Source organism: Roseovarius mucosus (assembly GCF_002080415.1).
GTDB classification, from domain to species: domain Bacteria; phylum Pseudomonadota; class Alphaproteobacteria; order Rhodobacterales; family Rhodobacteraceae; genus Roseovarius; species Roseovarius mucosus_A.
On sequence record NZ_CP020474.1, the window covers coordinates 3,612,972 to 3,628,411 of the forward strand.

Annotated in this window: 16 protein-coding genes; all 16 read right to left on the minus strand. The window is 66.0% G+C overall.

The genetic code is table 11. The features are described 5' to 3' along the window. Window positions 1-23: 23 nt before the first annotated feature. The 16 genes from ROSMUCSMR3_RS21700 to ROSMUCSMR3_RS17265 all read right to left on the minus strand — a co-directional run bounded on the left by ROSMUCSMR3_RS21700 (window position 24) and on the right by ROSMUCSMR3_RS17265 (window position 15,152). A complete protein-coding gene (locus tag ROSMUCSMR3_RS21700; RefSeq protein WP_237183474.1) occupies window positions 24-4,304 on the minus strand; it encodes a hypothetical protein in 4,281 nt (1,426 codons plus the stop codon). Beyond that, entirely contained in the window at window positions 4,301-4,699 is a 399-nt protein-coding gene (locus tag ROSMUCSMR3_RS17195) for a DUF6950 family protein (RefSeq protein WP_237183475.1), read from the minus strand. The genes ROSMUCSMR3_RS21700 and ROSMUCSMR3_RS17195 overlap by 4 nt, the downstream gene beginning before the upstream one ends. Continuing rightward, window positions 4,699-5,355, minus strand: coding sequence for a hypothetical protein (locus ROSMUCSMR3_RS17200; protein WP_081508117.1), 657 nt, complete (start codon window positions 5,353-5,355; stop codon window positions 4,699-4,701). The genes ROSMUCSMR3_RS17195 and ROSMUCSMR3_RS17200 overlap by 1 nt, the downstream gene beginning before the upstream one ends. After that, window positions 5,352-6,023 (minus strand): hypothetical protein, encoded by a 672-nt coding sequence (locus ROSMUCSMR3_RS17205; protein ID WP_237183476.1) that lies wholly within the window; start codon window positions 6,021-6,023, stop codon window positions 5,352-5,354. Before ROSMUCSMR3_RS17205 ends, ROSMUCSMR3_RS17200 begins: the two co-directional genes overlap by 4 nt. Next, the gene (locus ROSMUCSMR3_RS17210) at window positions 6,023-8,827 is read right to left on the minus strand and encodes a phage tail length tape measure family protein (RefSeq protein WP_237183477.1); all 2,805 of its coding nucleotides are present in this window, start codon (window positions 8,825-8,827) and stop codon (window positions 6,023-6,025) included. The genes ROSMUCSMR3_RS17205 and ROSMUCSMR3_RS17210 overlap by 1 nt, the downstream gene beginning before the upstream one ends. A 1-nt stretch (window position 8,828) precedes the next feature. Continuing rightward, window positions 8,829-9,287, minus strand: coding sequence for a DUF1799 domain-containing protein (locus ROSMUCSMR3_RS21865; RefSeq protein WP_308341404.1), 459 nt, complete (start codon window positions 9,285-9,287; stop codon window positions 8,829-8,831). Continuing rightward, the gene (locus ROSMUCSMR3_RS17220) at window positions 9,182-9,511 is read right to left on the minus strand and encodes a hypothetical protein (protein WP_081508120.1); all 330 of its coding nucleotides are present in this window, start codon (window positions 9,509-9,511) and stop codon (window positions 9,182-9,184) included. The genes ROSMUCSMR3_RS21865 and ROSMUCSMR3_RS17220 overlap by 106 nt, the downstream gene beginning before the upstream one ends. A 48-nt stretch (window positions 9,512-9,559) precedes the next feature. After that, the gene (locus tag ROSMUCSMR3_RS17225; RefSeq protein ID WP_081508121.1) at window positions 9,560-10,495 is read right to left on the minus strand and encodes a phage tail tube protein; all 936 of its coding nucleotides are present in this window, start codon (window positions 10,493-10,495) and stop codon (window positions 9,560-9,562) included. A gap of 112 nt (window positions 10,496-10,607) precedes the next feature. Further along, window positions 10,608-11,042, minus strand: a complete 435-nt coding sequence (locus tag ROSMUCSMR3_RS17230; RefSeq protein ID WP_081508122.1) for a phage tail terminator protein — start codon at window positions 11,040-11,042, stop codon at window positions 10,608-10,610. After that, on the minus strand, window positions 11,039-11,542 hold the full coding sequence (locus ROSMUCSMR3_RS17235) for a phage virion morphogenesis protein (protein ID WP_081508123.1): 504 nt from the start codon (window positions 11,540-11,542) through the stop codon (window positions 11,039-11,041). Before ROSMUCSMR3_RS17235 ends, ROSMUCSMR3_RS17230 begins: the two co-directional genes overlap by 4 nt. A gap of 1 nt (window position 11,543) precedes the next feature. After that, window positions 11,544-11,969 carry a gp436 family protein gene (locus ROSMUCSMR3_RS17240; protein WP_081508124.1) on the minus strand — a complete coding sequence of 142 codons (426 nt, stop codon included), beginning with the start codon at window positions 11,967-11,969 and terminating at the stop codon, window positions 11,544-11,546. Beyond that, window positions 11,969-12,196, minus strand: a complete 228-nt coding sequence (locus ROSMUCSMR3_RS17245; protein WP_081508125.1) for a DUF7681 family protein — start codon at window positions 12,194-12,196, stop codon at window positions 11,969-11,971. The genes ROSMUCSMR3_RS17240 and ROSMUCSMR3_RS17245 overlap by 1 nt, the downstream gene beginning before the upstream one ends. Before the next feature lie 180 nt (window positions 12,197-12,376). Further along, window positions 12,377-12,733, minus strand: a complete 357-nt coding sequence (locus ROSMUCSMR3_RS17250) for a hypothetical protein (protein WP_081508126.1) — start codon at window positions 12,731-12,733, stop codon at window positions 12,377-12,379. Next, complete coding sequence (locus tag ROSMUCSMR3_RS17255; RefSeq protein WP_081508127.1) at window positions 12,730-13,689, minus strand: hypothetical protein; 960 nt, start codon at window positions 13,687-13,689, stop codon at window positions 12,730-12,732. Before ROSMUCSMR3_RS17255 ends, ROSMUCSMR3_RS17250 begins: the two co-directional genes overlap by 4 nt. A gap of 19 nt (window positions 13,690-13,708) precedes the next feature. Then, window positions 13,709-14,074, minus strand: coding sequence for a DUF2190 family protein (locus ROSMUCSMR3_RS17260; protein WP_081508128.1), 366 nt, complete (start codon window positions 14,072-14,074; stop codon window positions 13,709-13,711). Then, window positions 14,067-15,152 (minus strand): hypothetical protein, encoded by a 1,086-nt coding sequence (locus ROSMUCSMR3_RS17265; RefSeq protein WP_081508129.1) that lies wholly within the window; start codon window positions 15,150-15,152, stop codon window positions 14,067-14,069. Before ROSMUCSMR3_RS17265 ends, ROSMUCSMR3_RS17260 begins: the two co-directional genes overlap by 8 nt. Window positions 15,153-15,440: the final 288 nt, after the last annotated feature.

The following is a 15,440-nucleotide window of genomic DNA, read 5'->3' on the forward strand; positions in this document are numbered from 1 at the left end:
CTCCTTTGTTGATCGGGCCGCTGTCATGTGAATGCCGCCGTCGCTTTTTCTTCGGCGAACATCTGCGTTCCTTGCAAAACGTAGACGCCCTTCAGGCCACCGGGATGGGACCAGTAGCGCACCTGCAATGTGTAAGTCGTGGAGGACGCCCCCGGCGTCGTGCGGTTCTTGAACATCAAGCCATCGAGAAGCTGCCTGCGCCCTACCTCGATCCGCTGCCGATAGATGAGGGTATCCGCCATCTGGACCCCGTTCCTCAGGACCCGGTATTCGACGTCCGCCCCAGCATCATCTGGGCTGAGGGACACCGCCTGAAACCGGACGTTCAGGATCATGTGACGCTCGCTGGGCAAGTTCCGATGCGCCGCAGTCAGCGTCAGAACGTCCTCAAAGTCGGTGGTGCTGGAGATCCCGAATGGGTCTTGCAGGGTCACGGCGCTGATCGCCCCAATCGCGTCGAGTGCAATCTTGTCGGTTAGGATTGACCCGCCAAGGATCAGATCCCCGTCCAAAACGAAATCGCCCGCCACCTGTACATTGCCGTCGAGACGCAGATAGTCGCCGGACCAGCGACCGGTGATTGTCGCCCCCTCCACGGTCCCATCACTGACGCTGACCGCCTCAAAGACGTTCTGCTCGTTCAGGCGCATGACAAAGCCCGCCGCAATCCCGTCTGCAGTGGCTTCGGCAAAGGCCGTGGCCTCGGCCAGTGCGGTCAGATCGCCGTAATTGGCCGAGACGGTCTGATTGACGGCCGCAACCGCCTCCGCCTCCGTTACCTTGGCGGCCTCGACCGTGGAGACCCGCGCGAGCAGACCGGTCTCGGGGGTATTGAGAGCGCTCTCGACGGTGGTGGTGCGCGAGGCGAGGGAGGTTAGAGCGCCATCGATCTCGGAGACTTCAGCGGTTAGCAGGTCCAGCGCGTTTGCCGTCGCTAGCCCCGGAATGGCCGCCTGCACCAAGGTGACTGCCGCTGAGACGATCTGGATTTGATCCTCGGTCAGGTCGATCCGGGAATTGAGGTCCTGGGCCGCCTGCGCCACGACCTCGCGCGTTGCAATCCCGTCCAGTATTGCGCGGGCGGCTCCTTCGACGGACTGTGCGCCTGTGAGCTTGAGCCGGGAGCGCACCGCGCGGGTGGAATTGGATTGCACCCGTTCGCCGTCCTCGAGCTGTTCGGCGCGCACAGTCAGTGTGTCCACGGCATCGCCGACCAGATTGAGGCCGGTTTCGAGGTCGGCAATCTCGCCGGTCAGCGCCGTGGTCGCGTCGGTCAGCGTGGCGACGCCTGCTTCGGTCTCGGTGACGCGGGCGTTGGTCTCGGTCAGCGCCTCCGCAGTGCCCGTGGCAAGCCCCTCCAAATCGGTCAGTTCGGAACCGAGCGCCGTGATATCCTCGGCCAGCGCCAGCCCCTGCGCGATGCGCGCCGCGCGCTCTGCGGTCAAATCGGCGCTTGAGGCTCCGGGGGCCGGGCGGCCAATCGCCAACCAGTCAATCTCGACGCTTGCGGGCAGGTCGAGGCGGACCCGGTCCACGGTGCCAGACCACGCCAGATCGACAGTGAGGAGCGCCACATCCTCCGCCCATTCCGGCTCGGCCACGTCGACGCGGCGCGCGGCGTCAAACGCCTGCCCCGAGGCGGCCCACCAGAATTGCGCGGCCCATGCTGGAACGCCACTGCGACGAAGCCGGGCGCGCAGCTGTCGATAGGCCTGCGTGGGGATCGCAAGACCAGCTGGCGAGATCGCGCCGCTGCCCGATGCGAGCGCAAGCCAACCGTCGGAGGTGACGCTTGGGGCGGTGGTGACGCCGGTCCACCCTTCGGCGTCTGCATCCCAATACCAGACTGCGGCGGCGTCGAACTGTGTGACCGTGCCCACGGAGAGGAGCGCAATCTGATTGGCCAGCGCGTCATCGCCGTCGATCCGCGCTTGGTCGACGGTCTGGGCAAGGGCCGCAATATCGCCGGTCGTGGTCTGGAGCGTCTGGACCGACTGCGCGATCTGCACCTGCCCGTCGGCCAGCACGGTGAGCGCTGCCGAGGCTTCGGCCCGTGCGCCCTCGATCTCCGCCACCAGTGCGGTGCGCACCTCGTCGCGCGCCAGAAAGTCCCGCGCGGCGGCCTCGAGCGCCAGTTGTGCAGAGGATTTAATGCGGTCCCGCGCGGCGCGAACGCCGCCTGCGACGGAAAGCACGTCCCCGGCGCGGGCCTGCGCCTCTGTCAGCAGCGCGCCGTCGAGCCGCGTCACATGCGGCACCTCCGGCACATCGTCCACGCCAATGGGGGCGATCACCTGCTCGATGCGGCCGAAAAGATCGGCGACGCTCGGCGGAATTCCATCCTCGCCAAGGTGTGCTTGGGTCAGGGCAAAGGCCGCGTCGAACTGGTCGCGCAGGGCATCGCTGAGGTCGGCCGCCGCCACCCGCACATCATCCGTGGTCACCCAAATCCAGGCCGACCAGATGCCCCGGCGATTGTCGGAGAGCGCCTTGGCGCGGACGCGCAGGTTGGTGAGTGGCGGCACAGGCTGGATGGTCGCAAGGCCCCGCTCGACATCGAGCACGGTGCCGCTCCAGACCTCTTCTTCGGTCTCGCGCTTTTGGCATTCGATGGCGATCCCCTTGATGGTATCGGCGATACCCGAGGCGTCCCAGAAGACGTCGACGGCGGCATGGGCGCGGGTGCCTTCTGCGTTCGTGACAGTGCGCGCGTCGGCATCAAAGAAGGGCAGGCCTGCGTCGTTGGGCACCGGGCGGGGCAGGATCGAGCTGCGGTCGGGGATCTCGAGCGCGGCGTCGATCTCGAAATCCTCCGGATCGCGTTCGCGCAGCGAGGCCACGACGGTCAGGCGGTGCAGATCGAGCACGATCTCGGTGACTTCAAAGAGCTTGTTCGCGTAGTCGTTCCACGCGCTGGTCACCGAGACGGTGTTGAGCGGGCGCAGTCCGGCATAATCGGGCGGCAGCGGCCAAGCGTGCCGCCGCCAGCGCCGGTGATCTTCGAGCGCGGATTTGGCCAGCTGTCCCCCCTGCGCGGCGTTGAAGACGGCGGGCAGGTCCATCTCGAAGTTACGCACAATGCCGTCTTCGGCTTGCCATGCGGGGTTGCTGATCTGCTCAAGCGGCACGCCGTTCCAGAGCGCGCCGGGCGAGACGTATTTGGCGGTGACGCGGTTGAAGATCTCGAGCAGTTCGGGAAACGGGTCTTTGGTGGCGGCATCCGTCACCAGAAGGTCGTCGTCGGTAATGCTGGCCACAGGGATATCGGGGGCGTCGACCTGAATGTAGAAGAAGCCGCCGAACTCGGCGATCTGCCCGTTGCAGGCGGCGAGCAGCTCGTCGATCACCTCGCCGGGCGTGTCCTCGGCGAATTTGATCTCATAGCCTGCCTCGTATTTCCGGCGGTCGCCAAGGTCGACGTCGCAGGCGTTCATGCCTGGCACCCAGTTCCAGCCGGGCAGGTCTTCGGCCTCGGCCTCGCCGCCCCAGACCGAGCCGTCATAAAGGCCAATGCCGCGAAGGATGTTGTAGATCTGGACCACCGGGTTGCGCGTGGGCTCCCAGGTGGTGGGATCGTCCCAGCGATGCGGCCCCGTGCCCCCGGCGGTGCTGTCGCGGCGCAGGTCGTAATAGGGCACGCCGTTTTCCTCAAAGCGTTGCTCCGGCGCGCCATTGGGCCAGACCTTTGAACTCACCTCCATTGTAAGGATGGCGTAGGGAATGCCCCGCCCGATATGGGCCTCCGTCCAGGGCGTCTCGGGGTCCTCGGCATAGTTCGCAACCAGCGTCGGATCGGCGGCGGTCTGGGTGCCGTCATAGACCTTGATCCATGCAAAATCTCGGCCGAGGTCGCGCTTGGCGATGAGCGGGAAGCCGTAGTCGGGATGCGCCTCTTCACCCAGTTCGGAATAGACGCCGTCCACCATCACGCGGCTGAAGGCGGCACCGGGCAGGCCGCCCAACTCGATCACGGTCTGGTAATACTTGTTATTGGGGCCGTGGCTGTTGTGATAGATCAGATGCCCCTTGGTGGCGTAAAAGCCCGTGATCGTCGTTTCGCTTTCCAACTCGCCGCGTGTCGTCGCCGTGACTTGAAGACCGAAGGCCGTGTTGCGCCCACGCCGCGCGCGGCGTTGTTGCAGGATCGATAGGCCCACACCGGCAAAGAGGCGCAGGGCAAAAAGGGCCACAGCCTTGACCGTGATCCCGGCAAAGACAGCCGCCACGGCGGCGGCCACTGGCCCGGCCGAGGCAGGGGCGGCGGAGGCGAGTACGAGTGCCATGACCCATGCGAGCAGTCTCATGGCCGGTAAATCCTGACGGCGCGGTTGAGTGGCACCGCGCCCAAGCCCCGCAGGGGACGCAGCACATGGATATGCCCCCCGCCGACGATGCCCATGGCCTCGTCACCCGCCTCAATTAGCACCACGACGTCGCCCGCCTGTGCCTGCATCCAGCCCGCATCCGGCAACAGGATCGAGGCCAGAACCTCGGCAGGGGAGGCAAACCCGTCCGCCAAGAGAAGCGCGCGGCCTTCTTCTAAGGTGCGATATTGCCCGCGCCATTGCGCCGCCGGATCGGTGCCGGTCAGTTCTTCAATCCAGTCGGCTGCGAACATGGCGCAGTCGGAAAGGCTCGGGCGGAAAGGCTCTGCGCGCCGGGCATCGAGGAATTTCCGAAGGAGGCGTTCGCGTGTCATCATTTGCGGTCGCTCGGGTCGTTTTCGCGTATGAAGGGGGGCGGCTGCTCGGTCACGACCGTCTCTTGACCCCATGGGATCGGGCGGTCGGCAATGCTGGCGGCATGTTCGCGGAAGCGGTCGGACGGGTCGCGCAGCCGCTGTGCCGCATCGGATTTGAAGAGCGGCTGGCGGAAGGTGAGTGGGCGCGTAGCCGAGGAAATCACCAGCTCTGTGCGAGACTGATCACCGAGTTTGGCCAAGGTCTCGGGTGCCGTCTCGAGCCGTCCTTTGATGACGCGCTGCGGGGTCCCGAGTGGCGCGCCGGTGTAGATATCGAGCGGCTGCGACCAGACGCGCACCCGGGCCTGTGCGGCCTGATAAACCTGCAACGCCAGCTTGGCGGCATCGGTCATGGGCGGCAGGATCACGCGGTGGCGGCGCACCTCGAGGCCGATGCCTGCGCGGATTGGCGGCACCTCGATCACATTGCCCGCACCCAGAAAGAGATGGGTTTCGCCGTCGACGGTAAAGGTCTGGTGATCGTCCCCGGTCCAGAGGCCCATGGGCACGATCTCGCCCGTGACCCGGTCGCGCGGCTCGATCAGAACGAGGATATGGGCATCGGTGCCGCTGCGCTCGGCCAGCTGGTCCATTTGGGCAAGATCAAAGCTCATACTCCGCCCCCCAGCGTTTGCTGCCAGCTGAAGCTGCCGCCTTCGGTGCGCCGTGAGCGGCCCGGCCCCGGTTTGAAACTGAGCAGCTTTGCGCGCAGTTGCGGACGCTCAAGGATCACCGAGGCCCCGACCACCACGCCGGGGCGGATAAAGGGCGAGACCTCGAACCGGGCTGTGGCCCCGGTGCTATCCGCCGTGACTGTGGCGTTCATGATCCTGTGGACGGCGTAGCGGACGGGGCTCGCCAGATATTGAAAACCGATCTTCTGGCCCCGGCGCAGCGTGAAGTTCGGCGGCAGGCCCTGAAGGCTCAGTTCCCGATTGCCGGGGACAAGGCTCTTGATCGTGACCGGCTGTGCGGCCCAGTTGATGCCCCCCGGATAGGCAGGGTCTTGCGGCGCAAACTGGCGGCGGTCGTAGATCATGAAGGAAGCGCCCGGCTCGAGTAGGCTTTCGATCAGCGTATCTTGGGCGGCGATCACATCAGGCTCGGATTTGCCCAACACCACTTCGCCTTGCCAGAGCCGCGTGCCGCGCCGATGCACAATGACCTCGCCCCCGGCGGTGACCGAATTGGTGCTTTCGCCGCTGAGGAAAAACGTGGCCTCCTCGATGCCCAGAAGGTCAAAGAAGGCCGAGACCGGAAGGGGCCAATCCTGTACCGCCATCATCCTCTCCCTAATGGATCGCGCCGGATCGCCTCGACCCGGCCCGGCAGTTGTTGCGCCGAGAAATCGTCAACCACCTCGATGGCCACGTCGCGCGCGCGCTCTTCGGCGACGACGCGGAAAAGCTCCGACGGCTCGATGCGCAGGCGCGTGACGCTATTGCTCTGCAGGCCTGCGCCGCCCGCCGTCCCGACTGCACCCCCCGCCTGCGCGGGCAGCGGCAGGCCGCCCCCGGCAAAGCCCGGGATGATCGCGCCTGCGTTCATGGCTTCGAGCAGCGCGCGATTGCGGGCTGTGGCCTCGGCCGTCATGATGAACTCCCCGGCGCTGACCAGCGCGGGGATCTTGTCGCCCCGGCCTGTGCCTGCGCCCAAGAGGAGGCCGGGGCGGGTGACGAGAGGATCGCCGCCAGCGGCGAAGCCGGGCAACCCGCCGTTTGCGAAGGACAGAAGCGAGCCGCCGGAGAAGAGACCAAAGAGATCGCCAAGCGCGCCGCCGCTGCCGCCCCCGCCGAAGATCCCGCCCAGAAGGCCGCTGCCGCCAAAGAGCCCGCCCAAAGGACCTGACCCGAGGATGAGCGCCTCCTTGGCCGCGCGCACGATCATGTCGCCGATGCCTTTCCAGACGTCCCGCAGGCTTTCGGCCTCGAGGAGCACGTCATCTACGGCGCGGCTGAATTCCTCCTTGCGCTCCAAGGCGACGCGCTCGTTTTCATGGGCCTCGACAAGGGCCTCTATCTCTTCGCGCTGTTTCGGTGTTGCGGCGGTGAGGCTCTCGCGTAGGCGGATCATCTCGCGTTGCACCGGGTCGCTTTCACGCAAGGCCTCGATCTCGCGCCGCTTGCTCTCGATCAGCCGGTCGAGCGCCTGTTGTTCGCGCAAGGTGGCATTGGTCGACGCGCCCCGCGCGCCGCTGGTGGACCGAGTGGGCCGGGCCAGTTCGTTGAGCCGGGCGGTCTCGCGCGCCAGTTCGACCACAGCGTCCCGGCGCGCGTTGAGGGCGTCGACCGTTGGCAGATCACCGCTGGCCTCACCTCTGATGACGGCGGTTTCCCGGTCGAACCGCGCGCCCGCCAGTGCCCCCGCACGGCCCACCGGATCGTCGCGGAACTCCGCCCGGATACGGGCGTTCTCCAGTCCGACTTCGCCTTGGGACTGCAAGTCGAACATTGCGTCGACGGCTCCGCGCACTTCGGCTGAGAGCCGTGCTGCCTCGTCGGCCGCCGCGCGGATACTGCCCGACATGTCGCTCGTGGCGATCTCGAATGCAGCTTGAGCCGCCTCGCGCATGGCGTCTTTCGTCTCCACGCTCGCGTCTGAGGCATCGGCCTCCGCAAGTGCGGCGTCGAGGGCGAACTGAGCGCGCAGGCGTGTCACGGCCGCGCTGTCCGCGCCATGCTGTGCGATGGCCAATGCAATCGCATTCTGCTCGGTCATCGTTGAGAGCATGGCCTGCGCCGCCGCCTCGGCCTTGAGCTGCTCGCCGGTGGCTTTGGTCACCAAGTCGAGGAAGGTCAGCATTTCCTCGATCTGGCGGTTCCGCGCGGGGTCTTGGCTTTGAAGCTGGGCGACTTCGGCCAGACGTAGACGCATCTGAGCCAACGTATCGAGCCGGGCCTTTTCAGCCTCCGAAACCTCGCCCGAGGCCTTTGCGGCGGCGCTGTAGCTTTCGATCAGCGCGTCGACGGCGGCAGCTTGTTCTTCAACGGTGCCTTTGGCGGCCTCCTCTAGGGCGGCAAAATCGTTGAGAACGTCCTGGACAAGTTGACGGCTCCCGGCGCGCATCCGCCCAAAGAGGCCGCTGAGGTCAAGCTCGGACGCCAAGGTGGAAAGTGCCTGCCCTTCGGCCACGTCGAGCCCGCCGTCGACAGATTGCGGCAGGAGCTCGCGGTTGCGGTTGACGCGCCCAAAGTCGACGCCGGTCTCGCCCAGAAAGCTTCCAATATTGTCGCGCGTTTCACGGGCGACGGCACGCTTTTCAGCCTCGACGATCCGGTCAAGCAGATCTTGGGCGCGCTCGACGAAGCCTTCACCAAAGCGCTCGGCCAGTTCGAGCCGGGTGCCGGAGGCCTCGGCGATCTTGTCCTTCAGGCTGTCGATCCGGGTCTCCAGCGCCTCGACCGTATCTGCGAATGTCTCGCCCTCTTCAGAGGCGGACATGAACCAATTGACCACGGTCGCCGTCGCCGCCAATGCGGCGATGGTGATCAGGTTGATCGGGCTCAGCATCGACAGGACCGCGCCCCCCAAGGCCCGGAACGCGCCCGCCGCTCCGAGCGGACCGATGACTTGGGTGATCTGGGTGCCCTGTTGAATGGCCAGCGTCAGCGGGTTTTGCCCCGCCGCCAGCATGACGAACACGTCATTGCCTTGTGCGACGAGGTTGCCCATCGAGCCTGCGGCGAGGCGATTGGCACCTGCCAATTGCTGGGCCGCCATCGTGCTGCGGGCAAAATCCGCGTTCAGGCTGTCTAGGGCGGCGTCATATTGCCGCGAGGTAAGCGCGCCGACCCTTTGAGCTGCATTTAGTTGTTCGAGCGCCGTTTCGTACCGTTTACTCGCCGCGAACAGTGGGTCGAACTGCGCGCGCAGCCGATCCTGTTCTTGGGCCAGCACATTCATGCTCTCTTCGGCGGATTTTGTCGTGCGCGCCACGATGTCCATGCCGCGCCCGATACCGACACCTTCAACTCCAAGCGCCCGAAGATCCCTTGCCGCGCCGAGCGACGCCACGGCCAAGCTCCGCATCTGCGCCTTGGCCTGTTCGGTATCCATCAGGATTTCGCCCTGGACACGCAACGTCATCTCAGCTCTCCCGCATCGCGGCCACGGCCGCGCCTTCGATCACCTGCACCTCGGCCCAAAGTGCGGGCGTGACCTTGATCCCGCTCATGCGCAGGCCCGCCCGCGCGGCCGTGTAGTCAAGGCCCACCACGCGGAAGCCCGCGAGCCCGGCCGAGACGGTGCGCCATTGATTGCAGACCGCGAGAAAGGCGCGCAGCGCCGGGACATTCTGCGGCCAGACACCAGAGCCGGAGCCGGACGGATCACGATTGAGCTGGCCCGGGTCGATCCCCCAGAAGGCTGCCTCGTCATCATGGTCGCGCCCCTCGTCATCCTCGATCAGGTCGCCGCGCGCCCATGCCCGCCCGGCCCATTTCAGTTTTTTACCCGTTTCCCCATCAGCGCTGCGTAATAGGCGTTGATCATCGCCACGCGGACGTAAGCCAGACCAATCAGCCGGTCGCGCAGCGCGTGGCTGTATGGCAGCGCGACACCTTTCTCGTCCTCGACGTCGTCAAAGCCCACCACGGCCGCCGCCAGAAACTCCCGCTCGCCGCGCGAGGTGCGCATGTCGAAGGCCTCAATCTCCTCGTCGGGCAGCACGCGGAATGTGACCTGCATGTCTTGCAGCTCGTGGCCGCCGTTGGCGGGCACCTTGATCTCGACGCGGTGGGTGAAGGTCGGGGTCTGGTCGATCTTGAACATGGGGGGAACTCTCTTTCAAAGGGGCGTTGAAGGGGGCGTTGAACCGTCTCAGGTGAGCGTCATCGTCCACTGGTCGGCGGCGGTAGCGGTGGTGGGCAAGGGCACGAGGCGCAGCGGCCATTCCTTGCGGCCCTGTCCGTCCTCCAGCCCCTCTGGGCGCTGCATCTGGGCGCGCGGGGCCGCGATATTGACGATGTTCCCGGCCGTTTTGCCGTGCTCGATCTCGACCGCGACCTTCTCTTGGGTGGCGGCCATGGTGAACGGGTTGAAGGTGGCCAGCGCCACCGCGCGCACCCGCGCCTCGATGGTGTTTTCATGCCCGTCGAGCAGCACTTCCTCCTCGCCGATCAGGAACTGCGCCTCGATGCGGTTGGCGAGGGAGAGCTTGAAGTTGCGCATCACGAGCGGGGTCGCATCAATCGTGAAGACGGGCGTGTTGGCATCCGAGGCCGCGAGCGGGTCGGGAATGCCGGTGAAATCCGCCGTGGGCACCGCCACGTCGGCCGGGGCCACATAGAGCGCGGTGAACTCGAATTCGATATAGGGAATGCCCGAGGCCGAGACGTCAAAGGCGGCGGTACCGCGCACGCCCACCATGGCGTAGAGCGTGCCGTCGATATTGAGATGCAGCGTCACGCTCTCGAGGTTCGAATAGACCCGGTTGTAAACCACGGAGGTGCCCACGGTCACGGTCTCGGCGCAGCCACAGGCGCGCAGGAGGCGGCCCCAGCGGGGCGCTGTCCCGGCGGTACCGGAGCCTGCCAGCTCGACCTTGAACGAGATGGTGCGGTGCAGATCGACCGGGATCGTGCCCGTTGGGCCGCCGTGCGGCGTGTCGAGATTGCGGTCGAGGTCTTGACCCTGCATCGGCGACAGGCGCACATCGGTGGCGAGGATCGCATCGCCTCCCGTGGGGGCAGCGTCGGTGCCATAGGTGGTCTCGAGCTTTGCGAGCAGGACCTTGCGTCTCCAGAGGCGGCTCATTTATCAGCGTCCTTCTTTTCGGGTTTCGGCGCGGGCGCAGGCTTGGTCCCTGCGGGTTTGAGCGCGCCCTTGTCGTCGCGGGTGTAGGACCCGCCGGAGGTGGGGAGATTGGTCATGAGAAGATCCTCAGTTGATCGTCGATGGAGAAATCGAGCTGATAGGCGAGCACACCGGCCCCGCTGGACATGAGTTGACCACGCTCGAACCGGAAGACGCCGACCTCGTCGCCCGGTGCCCAGCCCGCCAAGGCGCGCACCACGCGCATCAGGAACTGGTCGATCTTGTCGAGGGAGGCGGCCCCGGTGCGGTCAAAGCTCTGCGCGAAGATAACCACGCTGGTGCGGTGGGTCAGCATCTGGCTGAACACGCCTGACGCAGCATCCGGGCGGCTGCCCTGAATGCCAGAGGGAAAGACGTAAGCCGCGACCGACTGCGCGGGCAGCTTCTTGGAGCGGATCAGATCGACAAAGGCGCGCCCACCGTCGATCCGGCCGCCAAGCTCGGGCACCTCAGATGCGAGGCGGGTCATGACATCGGTGATGGTCATGCAAAGACCTCGCGCAGATAGGCCTCGACCGTGTCCACGATGTCGGTCTCGTCCTTGTCGTCAAAGCCGAGGAATGGCCGGGCTGGGATTTCGACCTGGTCGACCATGATGAATTGACCATTGGGCAGGGTGAAGGCGAGTTTGGCCGTGGCGTCATCGCCTGCGGCCTTGGGCTCGATGAACGCGCCGAACTGATGGGTGGGCGCGTAGGGCACGTTGGTGCCGATGCGCGCGGACTGGCTGTCGGCCTCAGTCACGATGCTGTCGCGCAGCCGTGTGCTGTCGACCAGCGTCTTGCCGCCGAACTCCCGCGCGCGGTGCGAGATGGGCCACGCGATGCCGCCCGGTCCTTCACCCTTCTCGAACCGCTCCGAGACGGAAGTTTCCAGAACCGTCCCGATGTTCTGCATCAAAGGGGTGAGGTCGGACAACTGACGCAGCCCATTGGCGATGGCGTTGTCAAAGTCGAGACTGTCGAGGCTGACGGTGAGGGTGACCATCTCAGAACCCCTTGAGGCTGTCGCGGCTGAAGGTGCCCGCTGGAGCGCTGATCTGCGGAAGCTGGGGATTGCCTCGGCCGGTGTCCTCGGGCGTCTCGTCGCCAAGCGAGGCCTCGCCCTTGCGCACTTGGCGCAAAAAGGCGACGGCGGCGTCATGGCCGTCTTTCGCCCCGTCAAAGGTGGCCGCTCGCGCGCCCAGAAGCCGATACCAGGCAATCGCGGCGGCATGCACGGTGAGTGCACGCGGCGGGTTGGCCGCAGTGTATAGCCCCGCGACATAGCTCTCGACCAGGGCCACGGCATCGTCGACGGCTACTTGTAAAACGGCATTGTCGACGACGCCCGGCGTGCCATCGCGGGCGGTGATCTCGGCCAAAAAGCCCTCGCCGTAGCGGTCGATCATATCTTGTGGTGTGAGGTAAGGCATCAGCGTGTCAGCCCCTTGACGGCCCACATGACAGCCTCTTCGATCTTGGTGCGCGCAAGCGCGAACTCGCGCCCCTGCTCGCATGAAATCTCGGTAAGAAACGCATCCCCGATATCCTTGACGGCTGAGACCCGGCACGCCTCGGCGTCGTTCAAGGTGCGGGGGATATGGCGCACGGGGCTGTTCGCGACCCGGGCGTCATCAGTGCTTTTGAACGTCTCTGACATGGGATGCGCCTCCGGCTCAGGGTGTTTCGGTGCCGGTCTCTCCCGGCTGTCACGTCCATTTCTCAGACGTTGCAGGCTCCAACTCGCGTGGGCCGCGCCTACTCGGATCGCCTCCGGCGGGGTCTGGTTGTCGCCCGATGTGCCCGTGAGGTTCGCGATTGATCCTTTCGCTCTGGAATTTCAGGAAGCCGCGCCTGCGGCGGCCTGCATCTCGGCCCAGACAGTGTCCCGCACGGCGGCGGTGATCTGGTCGGCAAGGCCGGGGAGCGCGTCTTGCAGCGCCTTGACCTTGGGCTTGCCGCCTTTGTCGAAGGCGTCGCCCGGCAGGGCGTTGATGGCATTGGTCAAGGCCACGCGCAGCGCGTCGTCGAGGACAGGCGGCGGCGCGGTGTCGGCCCCGCCGTCGGTCTCTTCGATTGCGCCCAAGGCCAGAAGGCGCGCGATCTGCGCCGCGCTGCCGATCTCTTGCGCGGGGTGGGTCGATCCCGCCTCAAGCCGCGAGGCCGCGATCACAGTGCGTTTGATGAGATAGCTCATGCTGCGTCCTCGATCAGATAGCCGGTGGCGGGGGCGGCGATGACCTCGCGGAGCTGCTCGCCCACGCGCAGGGTGGTGGCGCCTTTGAGGCCGACCTTGGGGTCGAAGAAACGCCCCGAGACGCGGCCGTCGAATTGCGCGGTCCAGCCCCATGCGGGGGCGGTGCCATCGGGTCCGGCCTGTGTGTTGCGGTGGATGAGGGCGATATTGCCGCCCCAGACCTTCTCGAAGGCGGCCGTCTGACCTTTGCGCGCCGAGTTGATGTAGCTGTCGCCCACGAGGATCTCGGAAAGCTCGAAGAGCTCCGCCACCGCCTCGCGGCTGGCGCGGCCCTTGTCGCCCGAGGTCCGGTTGATGGCCTTCAGGATATCGGGATGGGTCGAGAGCGCCGTCCAGGCCTTGCGCCCCATCGCGGCCACATTGGGGCGCATGATGAAGGTCGCGTCGAGAGCGGCGGAGATCACGCCGATAGGGTCAGAGGTGGGATCGGTAAACTGGCCCGCGCCCGACAGCACCACCCGCTTGTCGGCGTCATAATTGGCCGCATCTTGCACCATGGCGGCCACGCGCTTTTCGCGGTCGAGCTGGATCAGATGGGTGAGACCCTCGACGGCACGGGCCTCGGGGTCAAAGGCCGAGTTGCCAGCGGCGCGGAGTGCCCGCGCGGCATCGATGTCGCGCTGCGGCACCACGTCGTCAAGACCGTAGTCCTTGACGGAGGAGGTGCGTTCTTCGCCGGTGAACTCGACCTGTTGGACCAGACCTTTGCGGCCCACTTCCGTGTCCGGCACGGTGAACATCTGTTCGGGCGGATAAAAGGTCCATTTGAAATCCATCCCCATGACCGGCACGCGGGGCATCACCTGGTCGGCAATGAAGAAGATATCGGGGTTGCGGTAGTTGACGGCGATGGCGGTCAGGACCGGATCGACGACAAAGGGGGTGGGGGTGCTCATGGATCAGCGCTCCTAAGGATCAGGTGACAGAGTGACGGGCAATGGCCACGTCGATGATGTCGCCAGCCACGCCCGCCTGCAGCGCGTAGCCGACGGCGATGTTTCCGGCCCCGGCGACGGCAGCTATGCCAAGGCCCACGCCGTTCGACGCGACGGGCGCACCGGCGGCAACCGTGCCCGCAAGCTCAAGCTCGGCCGAGCCGGACATGATCACGTCCTGAAGGTCGCCCGGTTTTGCGTCGAGCTGGTCCGAGATACCAATCGCGAGATTGGTCGCGGAGGCGGCCACAAGGATGCCACCGAGTGTGCCGAATTTAACGATCCGGCGGCCGGGCACCGCCGCCTCGGCGGGATAGGATTTGATGAACAGTCCGGGATTAGCCATTGTCGCTCTCCATGGTTTCCTCGATCTGGCGCGCCGCCTCGGCAAAGCTCAGCGTGCGGCCCTCGGCCTCTGCGTCCTTGATCAGGCGCTTGGCGGCGGCGGTGATGTCGTCTGGCCCTTTGACCTGCGGCAGGGCATCCCCGCCCGCCCGCTCGCTGAAGTCGATCAGCGGCTTGGTCTGCTTTGAGAGCAGATCGCGGAACCACGCGCGCGGGCTGGCGCTCTTGCCTTCGGCAAAGGCCACCTCGTCTTGCGCGTCGAGGCTTTCCATGAACGCGGCCATCTCGTCCTTGAGGCCGGGGGCGATGCGCCCGTCCTTGACCAGGGCCTCGACCAGGGCGGCGTCCTCGGCGCGGCGCGTCTTGCTCAGGGCCTCGGCGAAGGCGGCTTCCTTAGCCTCAAGCGCGGCTGCGCGCGCATCGAGCGCGGCTTGGCGGTCTTCGGGGGTTTGCGTGTCCTTGCCGGACATGGCGGTCTCTCCTTTTTGGGGTTCGGCGAATGGGATTTGTGTGGTCTCGGGCGCGCCTGTGGCGTCGCGGAGTGCCTCTTGGCCTGCGGGGGTGCGTGCCCAGGACAGGACGGCGGCAATCGCGCCTTTCAGCGTGTCCGCGAAACTGGCGGCGGGCGCTCCCTCTTCCGAGAAGGCGATCTCCAAGGTCACAGCCTCGGCGTCCTCGGCGAACTCGGCCGCCTTGAGGCCCTTCACGGCGGGGGGCTGCGCGCCCAGAAAGCCCACGTGCTTCAGGTAATAGGTGCCGGGGGTCGGGTTTGCGGCAGACTGGGGAGGATAGAAGGAGGCGCTGATCCGCTTGAAGCGGCCCGCGCGCACCATCTCGGCGAAGGCAGGCTCCACCTGGTCGGGCTCGGCAAAAAGCTCCGCCCCTTCGGCGCGCAAGCGTTTGACCCAGCCGTAAGCCGGGGCATCGGTGCGAGGATGGCCCACGACAATGGGGGCCTCATGGAGGGCGGGATTATAGGCGGTGGCAATGCCCTCGACCTCGGCTTCGGAAAACTCGAAGCTCTGCCCGGAATGGGCGGTGTGGCGACCAGCGCGGAAGATGTGAAGCGGTTTTGTCATGACCCGACATTAAGCCGGGGCGACGGGCCAGATCAGATGAAGGGCTTCAGGGGAAGGGGGGCGCGCTGCGCGTGCCACCTTGGGTCAGACTAGCGCCCTCTAAGGGCATGCGGCAAGCCCGGAATGCAAACGGCCCCAGAACGGCCCGCTGAGTGCGCTTCTGGCTCTGGCGGGGGTTGGGTCGCAAAATCCCCGATGGGGGTATTAAATGGGTATTTAATGAGGCGCTGAGAGGCCATTGCGTCTGGTGGGGTCGGTTGCAGGTGCACCTGCGGGGTCAAATAACCC

Bases quoted from the DNA above. Each gene is read 5' to 3' on its own strand.
- ROSMUCSMR3_RS17265 (WP_081508129.1), bottom strand. From the start codon at position 15,152: ATGACAAAACCGCTTCACATCTTCCGCGCTGGTCGCCACACCGCCCAT.
- ROSMUCSMR3_RS17220 (WP_081508120.1), bottom strand. From the start codon at position 9,511: ATGTTCAAGATCGACCAGACCCCGACCTTCACCCACCGCGTCGAGATC.
- ROSMUCSMR3_RS17230 (WP_081508122.1), bottom strand. From the start codon at position 11,042: ATGACCATCACCGATGTCATGACCCGCCTCGCATCTGAGGTGCCCGAG.
- ROSMUCSMR3_RS17260 (WP_081508128.1), bottom strand. From the start codon at position 14,074: ATGGCTAATCCCGGACTGTTCATCAAATCCTATCCCGCCGAGGCGGCG.
- ROSMUCSMR3_RS17205 (WP_237183476.1), bottom strand. From the start codon at position 6,023: ATGGCGGTACAGGATTGGCCCCTTCCGGTCTCGGCCTTCTTTGACCTT.
- ROSMUCSMR3_RS21700 (WP_237183474.1), bottom strand. From the start codon at position 4,304: ATGAGACTGCTCGCATGGGTCATGGCACTCGTACTCGCCTCCGCCGCC.
- ROSMUCSMR3_RS17240 (WP_081508124.1), bottom strand. From the start codon at position 11,969: ATGCCTTACCTCACACCACAAGATATGATCGACCGCTACGGCGAGGGC.
- ROSMUCSMR3_RS17195 (WP_237183475.1), bottom strand. From the start codon at position 4,699: ATGACACGCGAACGCCTCCTTCGGAAATTCCTCGATGCCCGGCGCGCA.
- ROSMUCSMR3_RS17225 (WP_081508121.1), bottom strand. From the start codon at position 10,495: ATGAGCCGCCTCTGGAGACGCAAGGTCCTGCTCGCAAAGCTCGAGACC.
- ROSMUCSMR3_RS17210 (WP_237183477.1), bottom strand. From the start codon at position 8,827: ATGACGTTGCGTGTCCAGGGCGAAATCCTGATGGATACCGAACAGGCC.
- ROSMUCSMR3_RS17250 (WP_081508126.1), bottom strand. From the start codon at position 12,733: ATGAGCTATCTCATCAAACGCACTGTGATCGCGGCCTCGCGGCTTGAG.
- ROSMUCSMR3_RS17255 (WP_081508127.1), bottom strand. From the start codon at position 13,689: ATGAGCACCCCCACCCCCTTTGTCGTCGATCCGGTCCTGACCGCCATC.
- ROSMUCSMR3_RS17245 (WP_081508125.1), bottom strand. From the start codon at position 12,196: ATGTCAGAGACGTTCAAAAGCACTGATGACGCCCGGGTCGCGAACAGC.
- ROSMUCSMR3_RS17235 (WP_081508123.1), bottom strand. From the start codon at position 11,542: ATGGTCACCCTCACCGTCAGCCTCGACAGTCTCGACTTTGACAACGCC.
- ROSMUCSMR3_RS17200 (WP_081508117.1), bottom strand. From the start codon at position 5,355: ATGAGCTTTGATCTTGCCCAAATGGACCAGCTGGCCGAGCGCAGCGGC.